Annotated in this window: 11 protein-coding genes; 7 read left to right on the forward strand and 4 right to left on the reverse strand. The window is 36.4% G+C overall.

The features are described from left to right. Positions 1-31: 31 nt before the first annotated feature. Entirely contained in the window at positions 32-3,091 is a 3,060-nt protein-coding gene (locus AC1RNE_RS07070; protein ID WP_492800320.1) for a PVC-type heme-binding CxxCH protein, read from the forward strand. A 312-nt stretch (positions 3,092-3,403) separates the two neighbouring features. Here AC1RNE_RS07070 and AC1RNE_RS07075 read toward each other — a convergent pair whose 3' ends face one another. Continuing rightward, complete coding sequence (locus AC1RNE_RS07075) at positions 3,404-6,259, reverse strand: T9SS type B sorting domain-containing protein (protein WP_492800321.1); 2,856 nt, start codon at positions 6,257-6,259, stop codon at positions 3,404-3,406. Between the two features lie 391 nt (positions 6,260-6,650). Here AC1RNE_RS07075 and AC1RNE_RS07080 point away from each other — a divergent pair, with 391 nt between their 5' ends. The 4 genes from AC1RNE_RS07080 to AC1RNE_RS07095 all read left to right on the forward strand — a co-directional run bounded on the left by AC1RNE_RS07080 (position 6,651) and on the right by AC1RNE_RS07095 (position 10,712). Then, a complete protein-coding gene (locus tag AC1RNE_RS07080; RefSeq protein WP_492800322.1) occupies positions 6,651-7,322 on the forward strand; it encodes a succinate dehydrogenase cytochrome b subunit in 672 nt (223 codons plus the stop codon). 94 nt (positions 7,323-7,416) lie between these two features. Beyond that, positions 7,417-9,399 carry a fumarate reductase/succinate dehydrogenase flavoprotein subunit gene (locus AC1RNE_RS07085; RefSeq protein WP_492800323.1) on the forward strand — a complete coding sequence of 661 codons (1,983 nt, stop codon included), beginning with the start codon at positions 7,417-7,419 and terminating at the stop codon, positions 9,397-9,399. Positions 9,400-9,522: 123 nt separating this feature from the next. Next, the gene (locus tag AC1RNE_RS07090; protein ID WP_492800324.1) at positions 9,523-9,882 is read left to right on the forward strand and encodes a four helix bundle protein; all 360 of its coding nucleotides are present in this window, start codon (positions 9,523-9,525) and stop codon (positions 9,880-9,882) included. Between the two features lie 83 nt (positions 9,883-9,965). Next, the gene (locus tag AC1RNE_RS07095) at positions 9,966-10,712 is read left to right on the forward strand and encodes a succinate dehydrogenase/fumarate reductase iron-sulfur subunit (RefSeq protein ID WP_492803611.1); all 747 of its coding nucleotides are present in this window, start codon (positions 9,966-9,968) and stop codon (positions 10,710-10,712) included. 81 nt (positions 10,713-10,793) lie between these two features. Here the strand turns inward: AC1RNE_RS07095 and AC1RNE_RS07100 are convergent, their stop codons facing one another. Further along, the gene (locus tag AC1RNE_RS07100; RefSeq protein ID WP_492800325.1) at positions 10,794-11,714 is read right to left on the reverse strand and encodes a helix-turn-helix domain-containing protein; all 921 of its coding nucleotides are present in this window, start codon (positions 11,712-11,714) and stop codon (positions 10,794-10,796) included. A 70-nt stretch (positions 11,715-11,784) separates the two neighbouring features. Further along, positions 11,785-12,798: an aldo/keto reductase gene (locus AC1RNE_RS07105; protein ID WP_492800326.1), complete on the reverse strand. Its 1,014-nt coding sequence runs from the start codon at positions 12,796-12,798 to the stop codon at positions 11,785-11,787. A gap of 204 nt (positions 12,799-13,002) precedes the next feature. On the opposite strand from AC1RNE_RS07105, the gene AC1RNE_RS07110 reads away from it, so the two are divergent. Both AC1RNE_RS07110 and AC1RNE_RS07115 read left to right on the forward strand, forming a co-directional pair. After that, the gene (locus tag AC1RNE_RS07110) at positions 13,003-15,435 is read left to right on the forward strand and encodes a glycosyl hydrolase 115 family protein (protein ID WP_492800327.1); all 2,433 of its coding nucleotides are present in this window, start codon (positions 13,003-13,005) and stop codon (positions 15,433-15,435) included. A gap of 99 nt (positions 15,436-15,534) precedes the next feature. Continuing rightward, on the forward strand, positions 15,535-16,299 hold the full coding sequence (locus AC1RNE_RS07115) for an Eco47II family restriction endonuclease (protein ID WP_492800328.1): 765 nt from the start codon (positions 15,535-15,537) through the stop codon (positions 16,297-16,299). On the opposite strand, the gene dcm is transcribed toward AC1RNE_RS07115, so the two are convergent. Continuing rightward, positions 16,275-17,513 carry a DNA (cytosine-5-)-methyltransferase gene (gene dcm / locus AC1RNE_RS07120; RefSeq protein WP_492800329.1) on the reverse strand — a complete coding sequence of 413 codons (1,239 nt, stop codon included), beginning with the start codon at positions 17,511-17,513 and terminating at the stop codon, positions 16,275-16,277. The two genes, AC1RNE_RS07115 and dcm, sit on opposite strands and share 25 nt — an antisense overlap. Positions 17,514-17,851: the final 338 nt, after the last annotated feature.

Genomic DNA, 17,851 nt, shown 5'->3' on the forward strand with positions numbered 1-17,851 from the left:
TTGAAACTATTGTTCATAAACCATATTTTCCATGTCAAATAAATTATCCACTAAACTTCGTTTTGGAATCCCAGCAATTTTGCTTGGGGGTGCATTACTTACAACTGGTTATCAAAATTCTCCATCCAGTCGCTTTATTAATCATTATGTAGATTCGGTGTTGACAGAAGCTCAAAAAAGATTACCCGATAATTCGCTGGAAGGTGTAAAAATGACAGATGGATTAGCTGTAAAAACCTTTGCAACTGAGCCAATGTTGATAAATCCCACGGATATTGATGTGGATGCCAAAGGGAGAGTTTGGGTATTAGAGGCTTATAATTATCGCCCTAATATTACACTCAACCCAACCAAAAAAGAAGGGGATAGAATTGTTATTCTGGAAGATAAAGATGGTGATGGCAAAGCAGACGGCAGTAAAATATTCTATCAGGATGCTTCATTGAATGCTCCTTTGGGAATTGCCGTATTAGGAAATGTGGTATTGGTTTCACAAAGTCCTTATGTCTGGAAATTGACTGATACCGATGGTGATGACAAAGCTGATAAAAAAGAGATTTTATTTCAAGGCATAGGTGGCGAACAGCACGACCACGGTATGCATACGTTTGTTTTTGGGCCAGATGGTAAACTCTATTTCAACTTTGGAAACGAAGGACGTCAATTAAAAGATGCGAATGGTTATATTGTAAAAGACCAATTTGGCAAAGAGATTTCGCCTAAAAACTACCAAGAAGGCATGGTATTCCGTTGTAATATAGACGGCTCAGAAGTAGAATGTTTAGGACAAAACTTTAGAAATAACTATGAAGTAGCGATTGATTCTTACGGCACAATGTGGCAATCGGATAATGATGATGATGGCAACAAAGGGGTAAGAATAAATTATGTAATGGAATATGGCGACTTTGGCTATAAAGATGCCATGACGCACGCTTCATGGCCAAGTAATCGTACCAATATTGAAGAAGAAATACCAAGACGCCACTGGCATTTAAATGACCCTGGGACTGTACCCAACCTTTTACAGACAGGTTCTGGCTCACCAACGGGAATGATTGTGTATGAGGGCAATTTATTACCAAGTGCTTTTCAAGGACAAATGATTCACTGCGAACCGGGACATAATGTGGTGCGTTCGTATCCAGTTCAAAAATCGGGTGCTGGCTATACTGCTGATATTGTGAATATCATGAAACAGGAGAAAGACCAATGGTTCCGTCCTGCTGATGTTTGTGTGGCTCCTGATGGTTCATTAATCGTAGCCGACTGGTATGACCCAGGCGTGGGTGGACACCAAGCAGGTGACCAAACGCGTGGAAGGATTTATAGAATTGCCCCTAATAATACGCCTTACAGCGTTCCAAGTTTAGATTTATCAACTCCTACAGGTGCTATTTCGGCTTTAACAAGTCCTAATATTGCTACAAGGTATTTAGCATGGGAAGCCTTGACTAAATTTGGCAAAAGTGCTGAGCCTGAATTATTAAAACTGTGGGCATCAGACAACCAAAGAATGAAAGCACGTGCTTTCTGGGCTTTGTGTAAAATTGTCGATGGTAAAAAATATGTAGAAATAGCCTTAGCTGATGCTAATCCAGATATTAAGATAGCAGGCTTGCGTGCAGCACGCCAGTTGAAACTAAATGTGATTGAATATGTAAAACAATTGGCGACTAGCAACGACCCTCACATTTTGAGAGAATGTGCCATTGCACTGCACGGTAATACTTCTGCTGAAGTTCCTACCATTTGGGCAGACTTAGCATCAAAGTATGATGGAAAAGACCGTTGGTACCTTGAAGCATTGGGCATTGGTGCAGAAAATAATTGGAATGCTTGTTTTGCAGCTTACCTCAAAAAAGTACCAGACCCAACGTTAACCCCAGCGGGAAAAGACATTGTTTGGCGTGCTAGAACAACTGAATCTGTCAAGTTTTTGGCTAGCTTGGCAACCGATAGTCATATCAGCTTAAAAGAACGTTTACGCTATTTCAGGGCTTTTGATTTTATCAAAGGAAAAGAGAAATCCGAAACGTTATTATCATTGCTAAAAGGCAATGCTACTGACCAAAACGCCATTAATAAATTAGCCTTAAACCATTTAGATGTAGATTTTGTAAGAACCTCTCCCCTAGCCAAACAGTCGCTCAGTAAATTATTGAGTACCTTGAGTGGGAAAGAATACATAGAGTTACAAACTAAATATTTATTACCAGAAGAAAACTCTCGCTTGCTAAGCATGGTCAGTAAAGGCGAAATGCCACGTCAGGCAGCAGAGGCTTTGATAAAATCTCCAGAAGGGTTAATCATCGTAAAACAAACCATCAATGACCCTAAAAAAGAAGTGTTGGCACTTCAATTATTAAACGGCATTAAATCAAATGGAGGGCAAGTATCGATTGATATACTAAAGGGTTTGATGCTTAATAAGACACGTTCTGTAAGTATTCGTCGTGAAGCTACAAGGGCTATTGGCGACAGTGACAGCGGACAAAACTTGATTCTGGCATATTTGAAAGAGGGTAAAATTGAGAAAGATTATATTCCTTTTGCCGTAGAGGGTGTTAGTAAAGCTTGGCGTAGAAATGTACGTATTGAAGCATCAAAATATTTGGGAGCATCAACAAGTACCGCTAAAAAGCTACCTCCTGTAACAGAATTGGTTGCTTTAACGGGTGATGCTAAAAGAGGGGCTGCGGTATTTGCTAGCAATTGTTCGGTATGTCATCAGATAAATGGCGATGGTATGGATTTTGGGCCAAAGCTTTCTGAAATTGGGTCAAAACTAGGAAAGGATGGTCAGTATTTTGCTATTATGTATCCAGATGCAGGTATTGGTTTTGGGTATGAAGGATGGGATATTAAAATGAAAGATGGCTCAACCATGAGTGGTATTATTGCTTCAAAAACTGAAACAGATATTAGCTTAAAAATGCCAGGAGGAATTGTTCAAAATATCAAAACCAGTGCTGTAAAATCAATGAAGATGATGAATAATTCAATGATGCCTACGGGATTGATGGACGGAATGAGTAAAGAAGAGGCAGTAGACTTAATTGAGTTCTTGGCAAGTTTGAAGAAGAAGTAAAATAAAGCTGTAAGCTTAATAGCCGTGAGTTATGAGCTTTTGATAGTGTATCATAACACATAAGCTATTCCGAATTTTAGCATCAAAAAGCGGTCAGAAATTAGTTTTCTGACCGCTTTTTATGATTAATACGTAACGAATTCCTACTGTTTGAGCGGAGCGAGTTTAGGAATTCTTGATTTTTTTGTTACTTTTTGCATCAAGGCAAAAAGTAAGGACGAGTATAAATCCTAAAATCTTTAAAATCTCACTACTTTAATAAGAAAATTTGCAATAGAATAACTCATATTTGATTCAATCTATCCAATAATACTATCTCAATAACTCTATCCAACCTTTTAATTTAACTGTTGGATAACTAGGGTCTAGCATTAAGAATTTCACTTCTGCGTTGTAGAAATAAGTTCCTACTGGCAATTCTTTTCCGTTAGTGTCAGTACCATTCCAAGCTAATTTTGGTCCGGTATAATCATATACTTTTTGTCCAGCACGGTTGTATACACTAAACGTCAAGCTTTGAACAAATCTTGGGCATCTCATTGCTTGGAAAATATCGTTCTTACCATCACCATTAGGCGTAAATACGTTTGGCAATTCAAAACTAGGACAGTTATCCTTGCAAACTTTATTACTTGGCGCACTTTCAGTTCCATATTTATCCGTAGCAGTCACATAATAACAACCCAAATATGAATCATTTTTTATGTGGGTAAACGTCTGCGCTGGCGGTGTCGGGCTGGTTACTTCTCCAACTTTCGTGTAAGTACCATCCGAGCTTTCAGCATAATATATCGTGTATTTTACAATATCCTTCGTACAATCACTTCCAGAAGCCGATTTATCTGGATTAGTCCACGTTAACTTATTCTCGAATGATGTTAAATCACAATTGGTATTATCCTTTTTGTATTTATCACAGTCAAGTAAATCAATGGTCAATTGTGGAGGACAAGGCACAATATCACTCAAAGGTGTTGCACAGATAATCTGCGAGAAGTTATAATAGATATCAGGCTTAATCCTTGCATCACCATAAGTACCCACTGTTTCTACTTTATAACAATAGCTAGAATCTTGCGACATTTTTGCAAGGGCTATTCCGTCGGCAGCATAAGTATCTGCCCCTGTATCAGTAAAGGCAAAAGTCCCTGCTGTAGTGACAGGCACATCAGCAATACGGTTAAATACACCTGAACCCGAACGCGTTTCTCTATAAACTCGGTGAATTTGGTTTTCGTTTTTCCAAGGTACTATTGCTTGCCATGTCAAACGAACTGATTTTTTATCAGGTGTTGCAGCCAAACGCACACTACTTGCTTTATCTGTACTATCCAACAATGTTAAGCCTGTATTGCTTGTATAATAAAATGCAATGCGATAGGTATAAGCATTAGCTGTTGTATTCAGGTTTTTATCTACAAAAATTGTATCAGCCTTGCCTGACAAATCGGTATCAATGTTTGGAGAAACTTGTACAAAGTTTGTTCCGTTCAATCCTGTTGCTCTTGACAAACGATATTGATATGGTCCTTTGAAAACATTTTTATCCAAACCAAGTGGGCGAGTCCATTTCACGGTCATCTCGCCAGTTGCTGCATCTGTTTTGTCTACCGTTACATTCGTCATGACAGACATCTGTATTGGCAAGTTAGTACAAGTTTGGTCTGACACAATGCTTTCAGCTTTATTAATACCATTCGTAAATACCACTACTGTTCTATAACTATAATCAGTATTTCTTTTTAAGTTTTTATCAACATAGCTTGTGGAAGATACAGGTACTCTCGCTACCTCTACATAGCCTAAGCTTGCTGGCAAGCCTGTATCACATGAGTTAGGAGTATAGTTCGTACAACCCTCTTTACGATAGATAACTATTTCAGAACCTGCATTTTGACAAGCGTAACTATCCCAAGTTAATGTAATTGTTTTGTTGGCAGCATCGCCTGTTGCTTTCAGGTTTTTAATTCTTGGAGCTACTATCCTAATCTTCCAGATTTTACTATCTACCAAGCTAGGAATAAGCGCACTCCGTGGTAAATCCTGTGCTTTAAAGAGAATATCATAAGGCTCTTGACGAATATGGTTACAACCCGTTTGCCACACAAATCTACCAGAAGCAGGTGATGCTTGATTAGCAGTTGATGTAAACGTAGCATATTGTGGACCAATGAAAGTAGTGCCATCAGGTAATCTATAAACAGCTCCTGTTGAGATAATTGTCATATTATCTACTCTGCCAGAGTTAGAAGGCGTATCGGTAGCTGTAATAGTTTGGCTAATTAATGTACCCGCCTCCACACAAATATCATCAGGTACTTTAATCACTGGAGGTTTATTGTCGGCATCTTTTACTTCAATTTGCATATCTCTTTCTGTAATAGAAATCAATACACCATTTCGCCACTCTTCTACATAAAATGCACAGTTATACAAGCCGATTTCTTGAGGCACATCCCAAATCAAATCACCCGTTAATGCATTAATTGTAAAGCTACTTGGTGTAGTAGCTACTTCGTTAGGCTGACGGAAACCTGGTACTGAATCTCCTTTTCTATCAGTACAGTTATCTTGGTCACCTCTTCTACAAAAAGTAAGACGGTACGCCAAACTATCGCCATCTACATCAATGGCATTGGGATTATGAATAAATTTTTGACCTACAACGGCTGTTAAATCAACCGCAGGATTTAATAACACTGGCGTAGAGTTAAGTCCTAGTCCTGGGTTTACTTTAAAAATAGTTTCTACATAAAAGGCCACTGCATCAGATGCCCCACCGATATTTCTTACTCCTTGGTTTCGGTTAGAAATCGCTACAGTTACTTTATAATCTGCCGCACCCGAATAGGTATAAATTGCTTTATAGATACCTTTCCCGATTCCATTACCAATATCTTCCCCATTACCACCGCCGTTGATACGAGGAGCCCTGATACTACCAATACCATCACCAAAACAAAAAGACGCATCGCGTTGGTCTTGCCACGCTCTAAATCCTGTGTTTAAGTCACAATAAATTGTTAGTGTAAATTCATAGGTAAATGAAGTTGATGAAATTCTTTTTACAGAAATTTCTCCGCCTCTCATGTGTGTTGCGAAAGACTCTGTAGTGAAAAGTACCAGTAAAAGGCCTAATACAAAAAGGTAAAATTGTTTAAATCTCATAAAAATTTAGAATATAAAATTCGGATGATTTGCCTACAAGTTATATATTATTTTTTTGGCTAACTAACGAAACAAAAAATCGAACATTAAGTTAAATTACAAGAGCCAGCAGGAAGGCTCTTCAAAATTAATCTTTAACAATAAAAACAAGATCTAAGTCTTATTTTATTGTAAAAAAACGTAAAAACATTATAAATAATTGCTAAAAAGTGATAGATAATTTGATACACAATTGTTTGGGTCGTAGTTTTGGGGAGGATATTTAGTTTTAAAATACTAGATACTGATTATTCGTGACATTTAGCCTTTCAAAGAATCAAATTCACCCATGATTATTATCTACTCACCTAAAACTATTAACCATTTTACTGATAACTAAAACAATTAAAAGATGTCTTGGGTAACAAAAACACTAACGAGTTCACTGGGTAGAAAACTACTGATGGCCATTACGGGATTATCGTTGATAGGCTTTCTTGTAGTACACTGTGGAATCAATGCATGTATTTTTTTAAACGACGGTGGCGAAACTTTCAATGAAGCAGCAGAATTTATGGCGCACAACTGGCTAATCAGGACTGCAGAAGTAGGCTTGATGCTAGGCTTTATTATCCACATTGTGGATGGATTGATGCTTTGGAAGACAAATTCAGAGAAGCGTCCTGTAAAGTATGCTATCGTAAAAGGAGAAGCTAATTCTACATGGTATTCACGTTCTATGGGACTATTAGGTTCATTATTATTGATTTTCCTAATTATTCACCTTCGTCATTTTTGGGTAGTTAGCCGTTTTACTGATGAGATTACAAGTGGAAGAGAAACTCTTTTCGGTGAAATGAAAGAAGTTTTTGAAAACCCAATTGTTGTTGTTGTTTATGTATTGGGTTGCATTTCTCTGGGCTACCATTTATTACATGGTTTCCAAAGTGCTTTTCAAACGATGGGATGGAATCACCCGAAATATACTCCATTTGTTAAGTCATTGGGTACTGGGTTTTCGATTATCGTACCCATTATTTTTGCAGCAATGCCAATAGCAATGTATTTCGGATGGATTGCATAATGAAAAAGTATATATGATATAAATGTATACATTTCATGATACTCTTTCATCACTCCATCACACGATTCTCAATCATAATTCTTAATCAAAAATTATGTCAACTAAATTAGATGCTAAAATACCAGGAGGATTATTACCAGAAAAATGGACAAAGTTCCGTTCTACTGTACCCTTGGTAAACCCCGCAAATAAGCGGAATATTGAAATTATTGTTGTAGGAACTGGCCTAGCTGGTGCTTCTGCGGCAGCCTCTTTAGCTGAAATGGGATATAAAGTTAAGGCTTTCTGTTTCCAAGATTCTCCTCGCCGTGCACACTCAATCGCTGCACAAGGTGGGGTTAACGCTGCTAAAAATTACCAAAACGATGGTGACTCTGTTTACCGTCTTTTTTATGATACTATCAAAGGTGGTGACTACCGTGCTCGTGAAGCAAACGTTCACCGTCTGGCTGAAGTATCTGGTAACATCATCGACCAATGTGTGGCTCAGGGTGTTCCTTTTGCACGTGAATACGGTGGTTTGTTATCTAACCGTTCTTTCGGTGGTACACAGGTACAACGTACTTTTTATGCGGCAGGACAAACTGGTCAGCAATTATTATTAGGTGCTTATTCTGCTTTACAACGCCAAGTAGGTTTAGGTAATGTAGAATTGTTTACGCGCCACGAAATGATGGACGTAGTAATGGTAGACGGCAAAGCACGTGGTATCATCGCTCGTGATTTGATTTCTGGTAAATTAGAACGTCACTTTGGTCACGCTGTGTTGTTGGGTACTGGTGGATACGGAAACGTATTTTACTTGTCTACCAACGCAATGGGTTCAAACGTAACGGCGGCTTGGAAAGCGCATAAAAAAGGTGCTTTCTTCGGAAACCCTTGCTATACACAAATTCACCCTACTTGTATTCCAGTTTCTGGCGACCACCAATCAAAGCTTACTTTGATGTCGGAATCATTACGTAACGATGGTCGTATCTGGGTGCCGTTAAAACAAAACGATACTCGTCTAGCTATTGATATTCCTGAAGAGGAACGCGATTATTACTTAGAGCGTCGTTATCCTGCCTTCGGTAACTTAGTACCTCGTGATATTGCTTCGCGTGCGGCTAAAGAGCGTTGCGATGAAGGGTACGGTGTGGGTGCTTCTAAAAAAGCGGTTTATCTTGACTTCGCTGCGGCTATCTTGCGTTATGGACGTGGAGAGGCTACGAAAAAAGGGATGCACAATGCTACTACTGAAGAGTTGCAGACAATGGGTAAAGAGGTTGTGAAAGAGAAATATGGTAACTTGTTTGATATGTACAAGCAAATTACTGGTGAAGACCCTTACGAATTGCCAATGCGTATTTATCCTGCAGTTCACTATACAATGGGTGGACTTTGGGTTGATTATAACTTAATGACTACTGTTCCAGGGCTTTATGCAATGGGCGAGGCTAACTTCTCTGACCACGGTGCTAACCGTTTGGGTGCATCTGCATTGATGCAAGGTTTGGCTGATGGTTATTTCGTGATTCCTTATACTATCGGTGCTTATTTATCTGGTGATATTCGTACTAAAGCGATTCCAACAGATGCTCCTGAGTTCGTTGCTGCTGAAAAAGCTGTACAAGATACTATCGACAAGTTGATGTCTATCAAAGGGACAAAATCTGTTGATTATTTCCACAAGAAATTAGGCTTAATTATGTGGGATAAATGTGGAATGGCTCGTAACGAAAAAGGATTGAAAGAAGCTATCATTGAAATTCAAGAAATCAAAAGACAATTCTGGTCGGATGTACGTATTCCAGGTGATGCTGATGAATTTAACCCTGAATTAGAAAAAGCAACGCGTGTAGCTGACTTTATCGAACTAGGAGAATTGATGTGTATCGATGCCTTGAACCGTAACGAATCTTGTGGTGGTCACTTCCGTGAGGAATACCAAACAGAAGAAGGAGAAGCCCTTCGTGATGACGAGAACTACGCTTACGTAGCTGCTTGGGAATACAAAGGCGACTCTCAATTCGAATTACACAAAGAGGAATTGATTTATGAGAATATTAAGATTGCTCAGAGAAGTTACAAATAATTTGAAAATTTGATGATTTGAAAATTTGAAAATGAAAGTTTTGAAAGTATTAGGCAAAGAATTTGAAAGAGATGTTTTATTTTAGTGTAAAATAAAGCGCTTAAAATTTAAAGCCTACACCTTATGCGAAACGACAAAGAAAATCTTATTGTAAGCAAAACACTTTTATTTTCAATACAAATCATCAAATTCAGTGAGATATTAGAAACCAATAGAAAATTTGTTGTTGCCAAACAATTATTGAGAGCAGGAACATCTATTGGAGCAAATGTTTGGGAAGCTCAGAATTCAGAAAGTAAAGCAGATTTTATTCATAAGATAAAAATTGCTGCTAAAGAAGCCGACGAAGTAACTTATTGGCTAAAACTTTGTGAGTTATCAGCATCCTATCCGCAACCAGAACAAATTATCATTGAAGAATTAACTCAGATTATTCGAATACTATCAAGAATAATTAGTAGCTCAAAAATGGATAAAAAATAATCTTTCATCTAAATATTATTTTTATTCATTTTCAAATCTTCAAATTTTCAAATCTTCAAATTGATTCAGAAATGGAAGGAAATATGAATTTGACGCTAAAGGTTTGGCGTCAGAAAAATGCAAATAGCGAAGGCAATTTTCAGCAATATGATGTAAAAGGCATCTCTGAAGATATGTCATTCTTAGAGATGTTCGACGTATTAAACGAACGTCTTATCACCGAAGGCGAAACTCCAGTAGCTTTCGACCACGACTGCCGTGAAGGTATCTGTGGGATGTGTTCAATGTACATCAATGGTGAGCCACACGGGCCAAACAAAGGTGTTACGACTTGTCAGCTTCACATGAGAAGCTTTAAAGATGGAGACACTATTACTGTAGAACCTTGGAGAGCAAAAGCATTCCCAATCGTAAAAGATTTAGCTGTAAACCGTTCTTCATTCGACCGTATCATTTCTGCGGGTGGATATATTTCGGTAAACACGGGTAATGCACAAGATGCGAACTCTCTACCAATTGCTAAACCAGATGCTGACGAAGCTTTCGCCGCAGCAGCTTGTATCGGTTGTGGTGCTTGTGTAGCCGCTTGTAAAAATGCTTCTGCGATGTTGTTTACATCAGCAAAAATTTCACAATTGGCTTTACTTCCACAAGGACAAGCTGAACGTACAATTCGTGCTGAAAACATGGTGGCTCAGATGGATGTTGAAGGCTTTGGTGCTTGTACAAACATAGGTGCTTGCGAAGCTGAATGTCCAAAAGGTATTTCACTAGAAAATATCGCACGTATGAACCGTGAGTATTACGGAGCAGTACTTACTTCGAAATAAGCATATCGCTTTGATTATATTACAAGAAACCCCCATTTACCAGAATTGGTGAATGGGGGTTTTGCAATATGTATCTTACCCTCAATTAAAAGAATGTCTAAATTCTAACGGAGAAACATTGGTTTTGTTCTTGAATAATTTACTGAATGACTGTGGATGTTCAAACCCTAATTGATAGGCTATCTCACTAACAGATAAAGAGGTTGTTGTCAATATCTCTTTTGCTTTTTCAATCAGCTTTGTATGGATATGATGCTGTGTACTTTGCCCTGTTAAACTCCTAAGCATATCGCTTAAATAATTCGCCGAAACATTCAATTGTGCCGAAAGGTATTGAACAGTTGGTAAGCCTAATTGTTGATTTTTACCCGAATCAAAATAACTTGCCAGCAACTCATCTAGTTTTATTAAAAGTTCGTCATTAGCCGTTTTACGGGTAATGAACTGTCTGTTATAATATCGATTACAGTAATTTAGTAATAGCTCTATATGAGAAACGATGACATCCTGACTAAACTTATCAATCACAGAACCGTATTCCTGTTCGATATTTTTAATGATAGTATCTAGCATAGCCTCCTCTTTTTCAGAGAGATGAAGTGCCTCATTTACTGCATAAGAGAAAAAGCCATACTCTTTAATCGTCTTTTGTAAGGAATAATTACGGATAAAATCAGGATGGACAACCAACCACCAACCTTTTAAAGCAATATCTTCTGTCACGACCGTTGAGATGACTTGTCCAGGCGAGAAAAACGTCATTAATCCTTCATCAAAATCATAATAGTTTTGTCCATACTTTAACTTGCCTGTAAAATCCTTTTTGATACAAATAGAATAAAAGTTATAGATAACACTCTTCATATTATCATCAAAATGACAATTAATGCTGTTCATACTAATTACACTTACCAAAGGGTGTTCGGGCTTAGGTAAACCCAACAGGCGGTGTAATTCAGAAATTGAATTGATGATATATGGCAGATTGGTTTCTTTTTTCATTTTCGTAAATGTTTCAAAAAAGATAAAACAGGAAAGTCTTTTAAAGTCTTTCCTTAAAATATCATTCTTACTACCCTACCATAGACATCCCCCAAGCATCGTAACGGTCGCCTGTTGATGTGCCTAATGGAACGATACTTTCTAATCTATTTAATTCGTCGGTACTTAAGTGAATATTGATTGTCTCAATATTTTGCTCAACATATTTCACTCGTTTCGTTCCTGGAATTGGCAAATATCCTTTAGAGATAATCCAAGTGATGGCTAATTGTGAAGGACTAATACCTTTTTCATCAGCAAGCTTTTTGATTTCGCTCACCAATTCAAGATTTTTATAGAAGTTTTCACCTTGAAAACGAGGAATACTTCTTCTAAAATCATCAGCAGGAAAATCATCTGGACTTTTAATTTCAATATCTCCAGAAAGGAATCCTCTTCCTAAAGGAGAATAGGCTACAAAGCCAATATTCAATTCCTCTAGTGTTGTTAAAATACCTGCTTCTTCAACAGTCCTTTCAAATAAAGAATACTCTGTTTGTATCGCTGTTAATGGATGTACATGATGTGCTTTCTTGATGGTTTCAGAAGACACTTCCGAAAGCCCGATATAGCCCACCTTACCTTCTTTTACCAAATCAGCCATTGCACCAACCGTATCTTCGATGGGCGTATTAGCATCTAATCTATGAAGATAATATAAGTCGATATAATCTGTCCCAAGGTTTTTCAGCGAACGCTCAACGGCTTTTTTAACATATTCAGGTTTACCATTTATTTGCCAAGTAAGCTGTTCATTTTCATCAATTTCAAACCCAAATTTTGTAGCAATAATGTATTTATCTCTGTTACCTTTAATAGCTTTTGATATCAGCCTTTCATTTGCCAATGGACCATACAAATCGGCTGTATCTAGGAAGTTCCCTCCTAATTCTAATGAACGATGAATAGTAGCAATTGATTCAGCTTCGTCGGCTTTTCCATAAATATCTGCTCCAGCTATTTGGGTCATACCCATACAGCCTAAGCCAATTTTTGGCACTATTAATCCTTGATTTCCTAATGCAATTTTATTTAAGTTGTTCATGATTTAATTTTTAAGATGAGTGTTTATCTTTAACATGACAAAGTTCTATAAACACCAATTTAAAAAAGTAGCCAAATCCCTTGATATTGTATCCAAAATGAGGCAGGTGATTATCTTTTCAACCTGATATAGACCGACTAATCAGTAGATTACTTAGAAATTTAGCTTTATAAAGCATCACATCAATCCTTAAATATTATTCCTATGAAATTGAAACTATCGTTTATTTTCTTAATATTTTTCGTTTTCAATGCCTTTTCTCAGAAAAACAATTCATCTTTTGAGTTTACACCCACTATCAACATTGTCTATTCTTCGCAACATCCTTTAGTAAACACTACTGCTGAGTTATTTAAACAAGACATTGAACAGGTTTTTGGGATAAAGGTAAATCTTAATCAAAAAACAGATCCTCAGATTATTCTAAGAATTGTTGGCGACAAAGTACCTGCTGAATTGAAAAACTTAATCACACAAAACGATAAAAAAATAGCAGGGAAATGGGAAGTATTTAGTTATAGCAACCAAAGTAAAGGGAAAAAGCAAATATTAATAATTACAGGTAGCGATGCCCGAGGATTGGCTTATGGCGTATTCGAGCTTTCTAAAAAATTAGGAGTAAATCCTTGGTATTTTTGGGATGATATACCGATTGCTAAATTGACAAGTAAAAAAGTTATTATCAGAGACACTATCAGCGCAGAACCTTCGGTAAAATACCGTGGTATTTTTATCAATGACGAAGATTGGGGCTTACAACCTTGGGCTGCCAAAACATTTGATACACACACAAAAGATATTGGTCCTGCTACTTATGCCAAAGTTTTTGAATTATTACTAAGACTAAAAGCTAACACTATTTGGCCAGCAATGCACCCTTCTACAAAGGCTTTTTATCATTTCCCAGAAAATAAAGAAATAGCTAAAAAGTATGGAATCATTATGGGGACTTCCCACGCAGAACCTATGATGCGAAATAATGTAGATGAATGGATAGATAAAACTATGGGCGACTATAATTATTTTACCAACAAAGATAAAATTATTAACTATTGGGAAAGTAGAATTAAGGAAATTAAAGATTATGAAAACTTTTATACCCTAGGTATGCGTGGCAAGCATGATAGTGGTATGGAAGGGGTAAAAGACATTAGCAAAGCCGTAGAAACAACAGAGGAAATTATACAACTCCAAAGAGATTTGCTAAAGAAAAACCTCAACAAACCATTGGAGGACATCCCGCAAACGATGACACTCTACAAAGAGGTATTGCATCTTTATGAAAATGGCTTGAAAGTGCCCGACGATATTACGCTAATGTGGCCTGATGATAACTATGGATATATTAAAAATTTAAGCAACGAGGCCGAAAGAAAACGCAAAGGAGGCTCAGGAGTTTATTATCATATTTCATATTGGGGCAGACCACACGATTATCTTTGGCTAGGTACTACTCACCCTGCTTTAATTCATTTTGAAATGAACAAAGCCTATGAAATGGACGCTAGAAAGATATGGATAGTGAATGTTGGAGATATTAAAGCCAATGAATATGGCACACAATTGTTTTTGGATATGGCTTATAATATCAAGCCTTTTCAACAAGGAAAAAGCATCAAAGAACATTTAAGTAACTGGACTTATTCGCTCTTAAAAAGTACTAAGCCTGCTGATTTACTATGGAAATATTATCAATTGGCCTTTGTTCGTAAGCCTGAATTTATGGGCTGGAGCCAAACAGAACCTACAAGGGCTACACATCCTACAGATTTTAGTGCTGCTGAAATAGACGAAAGACTAAAGGATTATTTACAATTAGAAAAAGAAACACTTGACAATCGTCCTGCTGATAAATCATTGTCTGATGCTTATTTTCAGTTAGTTGAATATCCTATTTTGGCTGCTAGTAAAATGAATCAGAAATTCTTGTATTTGGATAAGTTTTATGAAAAACCAATTGACCAAAGAGACAATGCAGATGAAAATCTAAAGGCTTCGATAAAAAGCTACCAAGGTATTCAGGAGTTGACAAGTTATTATAATAATCAATTGGCGGGCGGGAAATGGAAATTTATGATGGATGCTTCGCCTAGAGATTTGCCTGTATTTAACAGTCCAGAGAAGTTATTAAAAGTTGAACAAAAGAAAACTGTTGTCACACAAAAGACAACAAAGATTCCTGCTGGAGACTTTATCTCTGTAAAACAAGGGGCAAAAGCTTTTTGGAAAAAGATAGCTGAACCTAGTTTCTCAGGCTCATCCGTAGTGAGTGGACCATTTCAATTAGGCACATCTCTTGATAGCACCAATCTCGGCGAACTTCCTACTTTGACTTATCGGTTCAATGTTAGCGAAAAATCAGCATTAAAATTAACAGTCGTTGCATTGCCATTACACCCTCTTCAGTTTAGTATAGGACAAAGAATAGGCATACAGATTGATGATCAAAAGGTACAATTTGTTAATTTTCAGACGTACGATAGAAGCGAAGAATGGAAACAAAATGTATTAACGAATACCGCTAAAAGAATATTAAAAACAAAGGAATTAAGTTCGGGAGAACATACTTTCAAGATTTTCATGATTGATATAGGTGTAGTGCTTGATCATTTTTTGTTGAGTTTTAACCCTTTATAAAAGTTTTCACATATAATACTACTTTTGCTTTTAGTAATTTGTTAATTACCTTCACGCTAGCTTTTAACTTTTCCTTAAAATATAAACTACAAATAATTGATGAATAATAAATATCTCAACTACATTACAGACGAACATCTACTAGAGTGTATTGCAAACCTTCATAATGCTTATTTAAGAGCTAAAAATAATATAACAAAGAAGAGTTTTTATAGTAATAAAGTTGATACAATTAAACTAACCTTTGATGCTAAGTTTAATGATATTGATGAAGAAAGTCTTATACAAGCTGAAATTTTAAGACAAATAGACAAATCAATTAATAACTCAATTGGCACTTTTCATGAGCAAATTCTAGGAGGAATTGAAGGGTTTGAAGTTGGAAAATTGAGTGGGTTTGATATTAAAGCAAAAGACAACACTTTATTTGCAGATATAAAAAATAAGCACAACACGATGAATAGTAGTTCCGCAGAAAGCTTATTTCAAAAGCTGGCACGGTATGCAGACAATTATAAACAATCAAAATGTTATTGGGTTCAAATTTTAGCAAAGGGGAGTTTCAACGAAAAATGGTATGGAGAGATAAATGGAAAAGAATATAGCCACAGTCGTGTTTATAAAATATCAGGTGACCAATTTTATGCCACATTGACTGGTAATGAGGAAGCATTTCTTCAACTATACAAAGTGCTTCCTATTGCCATTAAGGAGTATCTTGACACTATAGAAAAAAATGGAGAATTGGCCCAAAATTCGGCATTAGACGAAATTAAAACTAAAATCGAAATAACACATAAAAGCATTTTAGACCAAATCTCATTTGAAAATTATAATTATTATTTGGGTTTTGACAAGCTATAATATTGATTTAAAAACTTTATAATTGAATAGCCTACTTCTCTTCCTAAATTTACAGGAACAGCATTACCTATTTGCTTATATTGTTGAGCTATCGAACCTTCAAACTTCCAATCATCTGGAAAAGTCTGTATACGCGCATACTCACGAACAGTAAAAGGTCTGGTCTCTTCAGGATGACATCTTTCAGTTTGTTTTTGGGCTGGACTACAAGTCAACGTTAAACAGGGTTCATCCCAACCTATTCTTCTTGCAATACCTGTTTTCCCTCCTCCTAAAAAGAAACTCCCTCCCATAAACTGTTTTTGAATATCTAATGGTAAGTCACGCCAATATCCTTTTTGAGGGACTAGTTTTAAAACATCGATTTTGCTTTTAGGATACTTTGCTCCCTCTGATTTAGGCACATCTGTATCAAACAGCTCTCCTTTTTTTAAAGCATCTACTAGGTTATATATCTTTTTATAAGGTTTAGGATATTCATATTCCAAATCAATATCTTTTCTAATTCCTACTAATATGAGTCTCTCTCTTTTCTGAGGCACTTTATAATTAATAGCTTTCAACACTTGTATGGGAACGACTTTGTAGCCAATTTCATCTAATATTGAAATCATTCCTTGTAAAGTCTTACCATTTTCGTGGCTTAATAAGCCTCTAACATTCTCTCCAATACAAATTGGTGGATTAACTTCACTTACGACTCTGGCAAATTCATAGAAAAGTGTTCCTCTTGCATCAGCTAGACCAAGTTTCTTTCCAGCATAACTAAAAGCTTGACAAGGAAAACCACCAGTCACAACATCAACTTTATTATGATATTCCGAAAAATCAAAATCTTTAATATCGCCTTCTAATACGTTCCAATTTGGTCTATTAATTCGTAAAGTCTGACAAGCCCATTTGTCTATTTCATTAAGTGCTACACATTTAAGTCCTGCTTTTTCCATTCCAACTGCCAACCCTCCAGCACCTGCGAATAGTTCTAATACAGAATATTCATTCTCAGGTTCTACATAATTTGAAATACTTTCTTGGATTGTTTTTGCATAAAATGTTGCAAAAAGGGTTTCTACTTCTTGTTTTCTATATACTCGGTAATTGCTCATAGGTTCACGAACAGCGGATAATTTACCTTCCTTATCCCAACGTCTTAATGTTTCTTTACTTTTTCCAATTAATTCAGAAGCTTCCGCTAATGTCAAATATTCATTCATAACCAAGTTATTTAACCTTACACAATGGTTACAAATATATACTTTAAAAATTAACTACACAAACCGTCAAAAAATTCATTTCAAATAATGAAATAAAATTCTTTACTTTTATATAATCGTATTTATACCATTAAAAATAGTTTTCTATTTTACCAGAGCAATTCATTTTTAAAATCCCACTCTACAAAAATATTTTTTGAAGAGCAGGTTCTTACTTTCATTAATCTATAAGAGCCTTAAATTGCTCAATCAAAGCAATAAATCGTCAATTTATCTCTCTCTACGTTAATAATCGCCTTTAATATCGCTCCTATACAGAATTTATCAGCCTTTTTGTT

The organism is Arcicella sp. GW822-FHT02H01, from assembly GCF_058802005.1.

Bases quoted from the DNA above. Each gene is read 5' to 3' on its own strand.
- AC1RNE_RS07070 (WP_492800320.1), top strand. From the start codon at position 32: ATGTCAAATAAATTATCCACTAAACTTCGTTTTGGAATCCCAGCAATT.
- AC1RNE_RS07075 (WP_492800321.1), bottom strand. From the start codon at position 6,259: ATGAGATTTAAACAATTTTACCTTTTTGTATTAGGCCTTTTACTGGTA.
- AC1RNE_RS07080 (WP_492800322.1), top strand. From the start codon at position 6,651: ATGTCTTGGGTAACAAAAACACTAACGAGTTCACTGGGTAGAAAACTA.
- AC1RNE_RS07085 (WP_492800323.1), top strand. From the start codon at position 7,417: ATGTCAACTAAATTAGATGCTAAAATACCAGGAGGATTATTACCAGAA.
- AC1RNE_RS07090 (WP_492800324.1), top strand. From the start codon at position 9,523: ATGCGAAACGACAAAGAAAATCTTATTGTAAGCAAAACACTTTTATTT.
- AC1RNE_RS07095 (WP_492803611.1), top strand. From the start codon at position 9,966: ATGAATTTGACGCTAAAGGTTTGGCGTCAGAAAAATGCAAATAGCGAA.
- AC1RNE_RS07100 (WP_492800325.1), bottom strand. From the start codon at position 11,714: ATGAAAAAAGAAACCAATCTGCCATATATCATCAATTCAATTTCTGAA.
- AC1RNE_RS07105 (WP_492800326.1), bottom strand. From the start codon at position 12,798: ATGAACAACTTAAATAAAATTGCATTAGGAAATCAAGGATTAATAGTG.
- AC1RNE_RS07110 (WP_492800327.1), top strand. From the start codon at position 13,003: ATGAAATTGAAACTATCGTTTATTTTCTTAATATTTTTCGTTTTCAAT.
- AC1RNE_RS07115 (WP_492800328.1), top strand. From the start codon at position 15,535: ATGAATAATAAATATCTCAACTACATTACAGACGAACATCTACTAGAG.
- dcm (WP_492800329.1), bottom strand. From the start codon at position 17,513: ATGAATGAATATTTGACATTAGCGGAAGCTTCTGAATTAATTGGAAAA.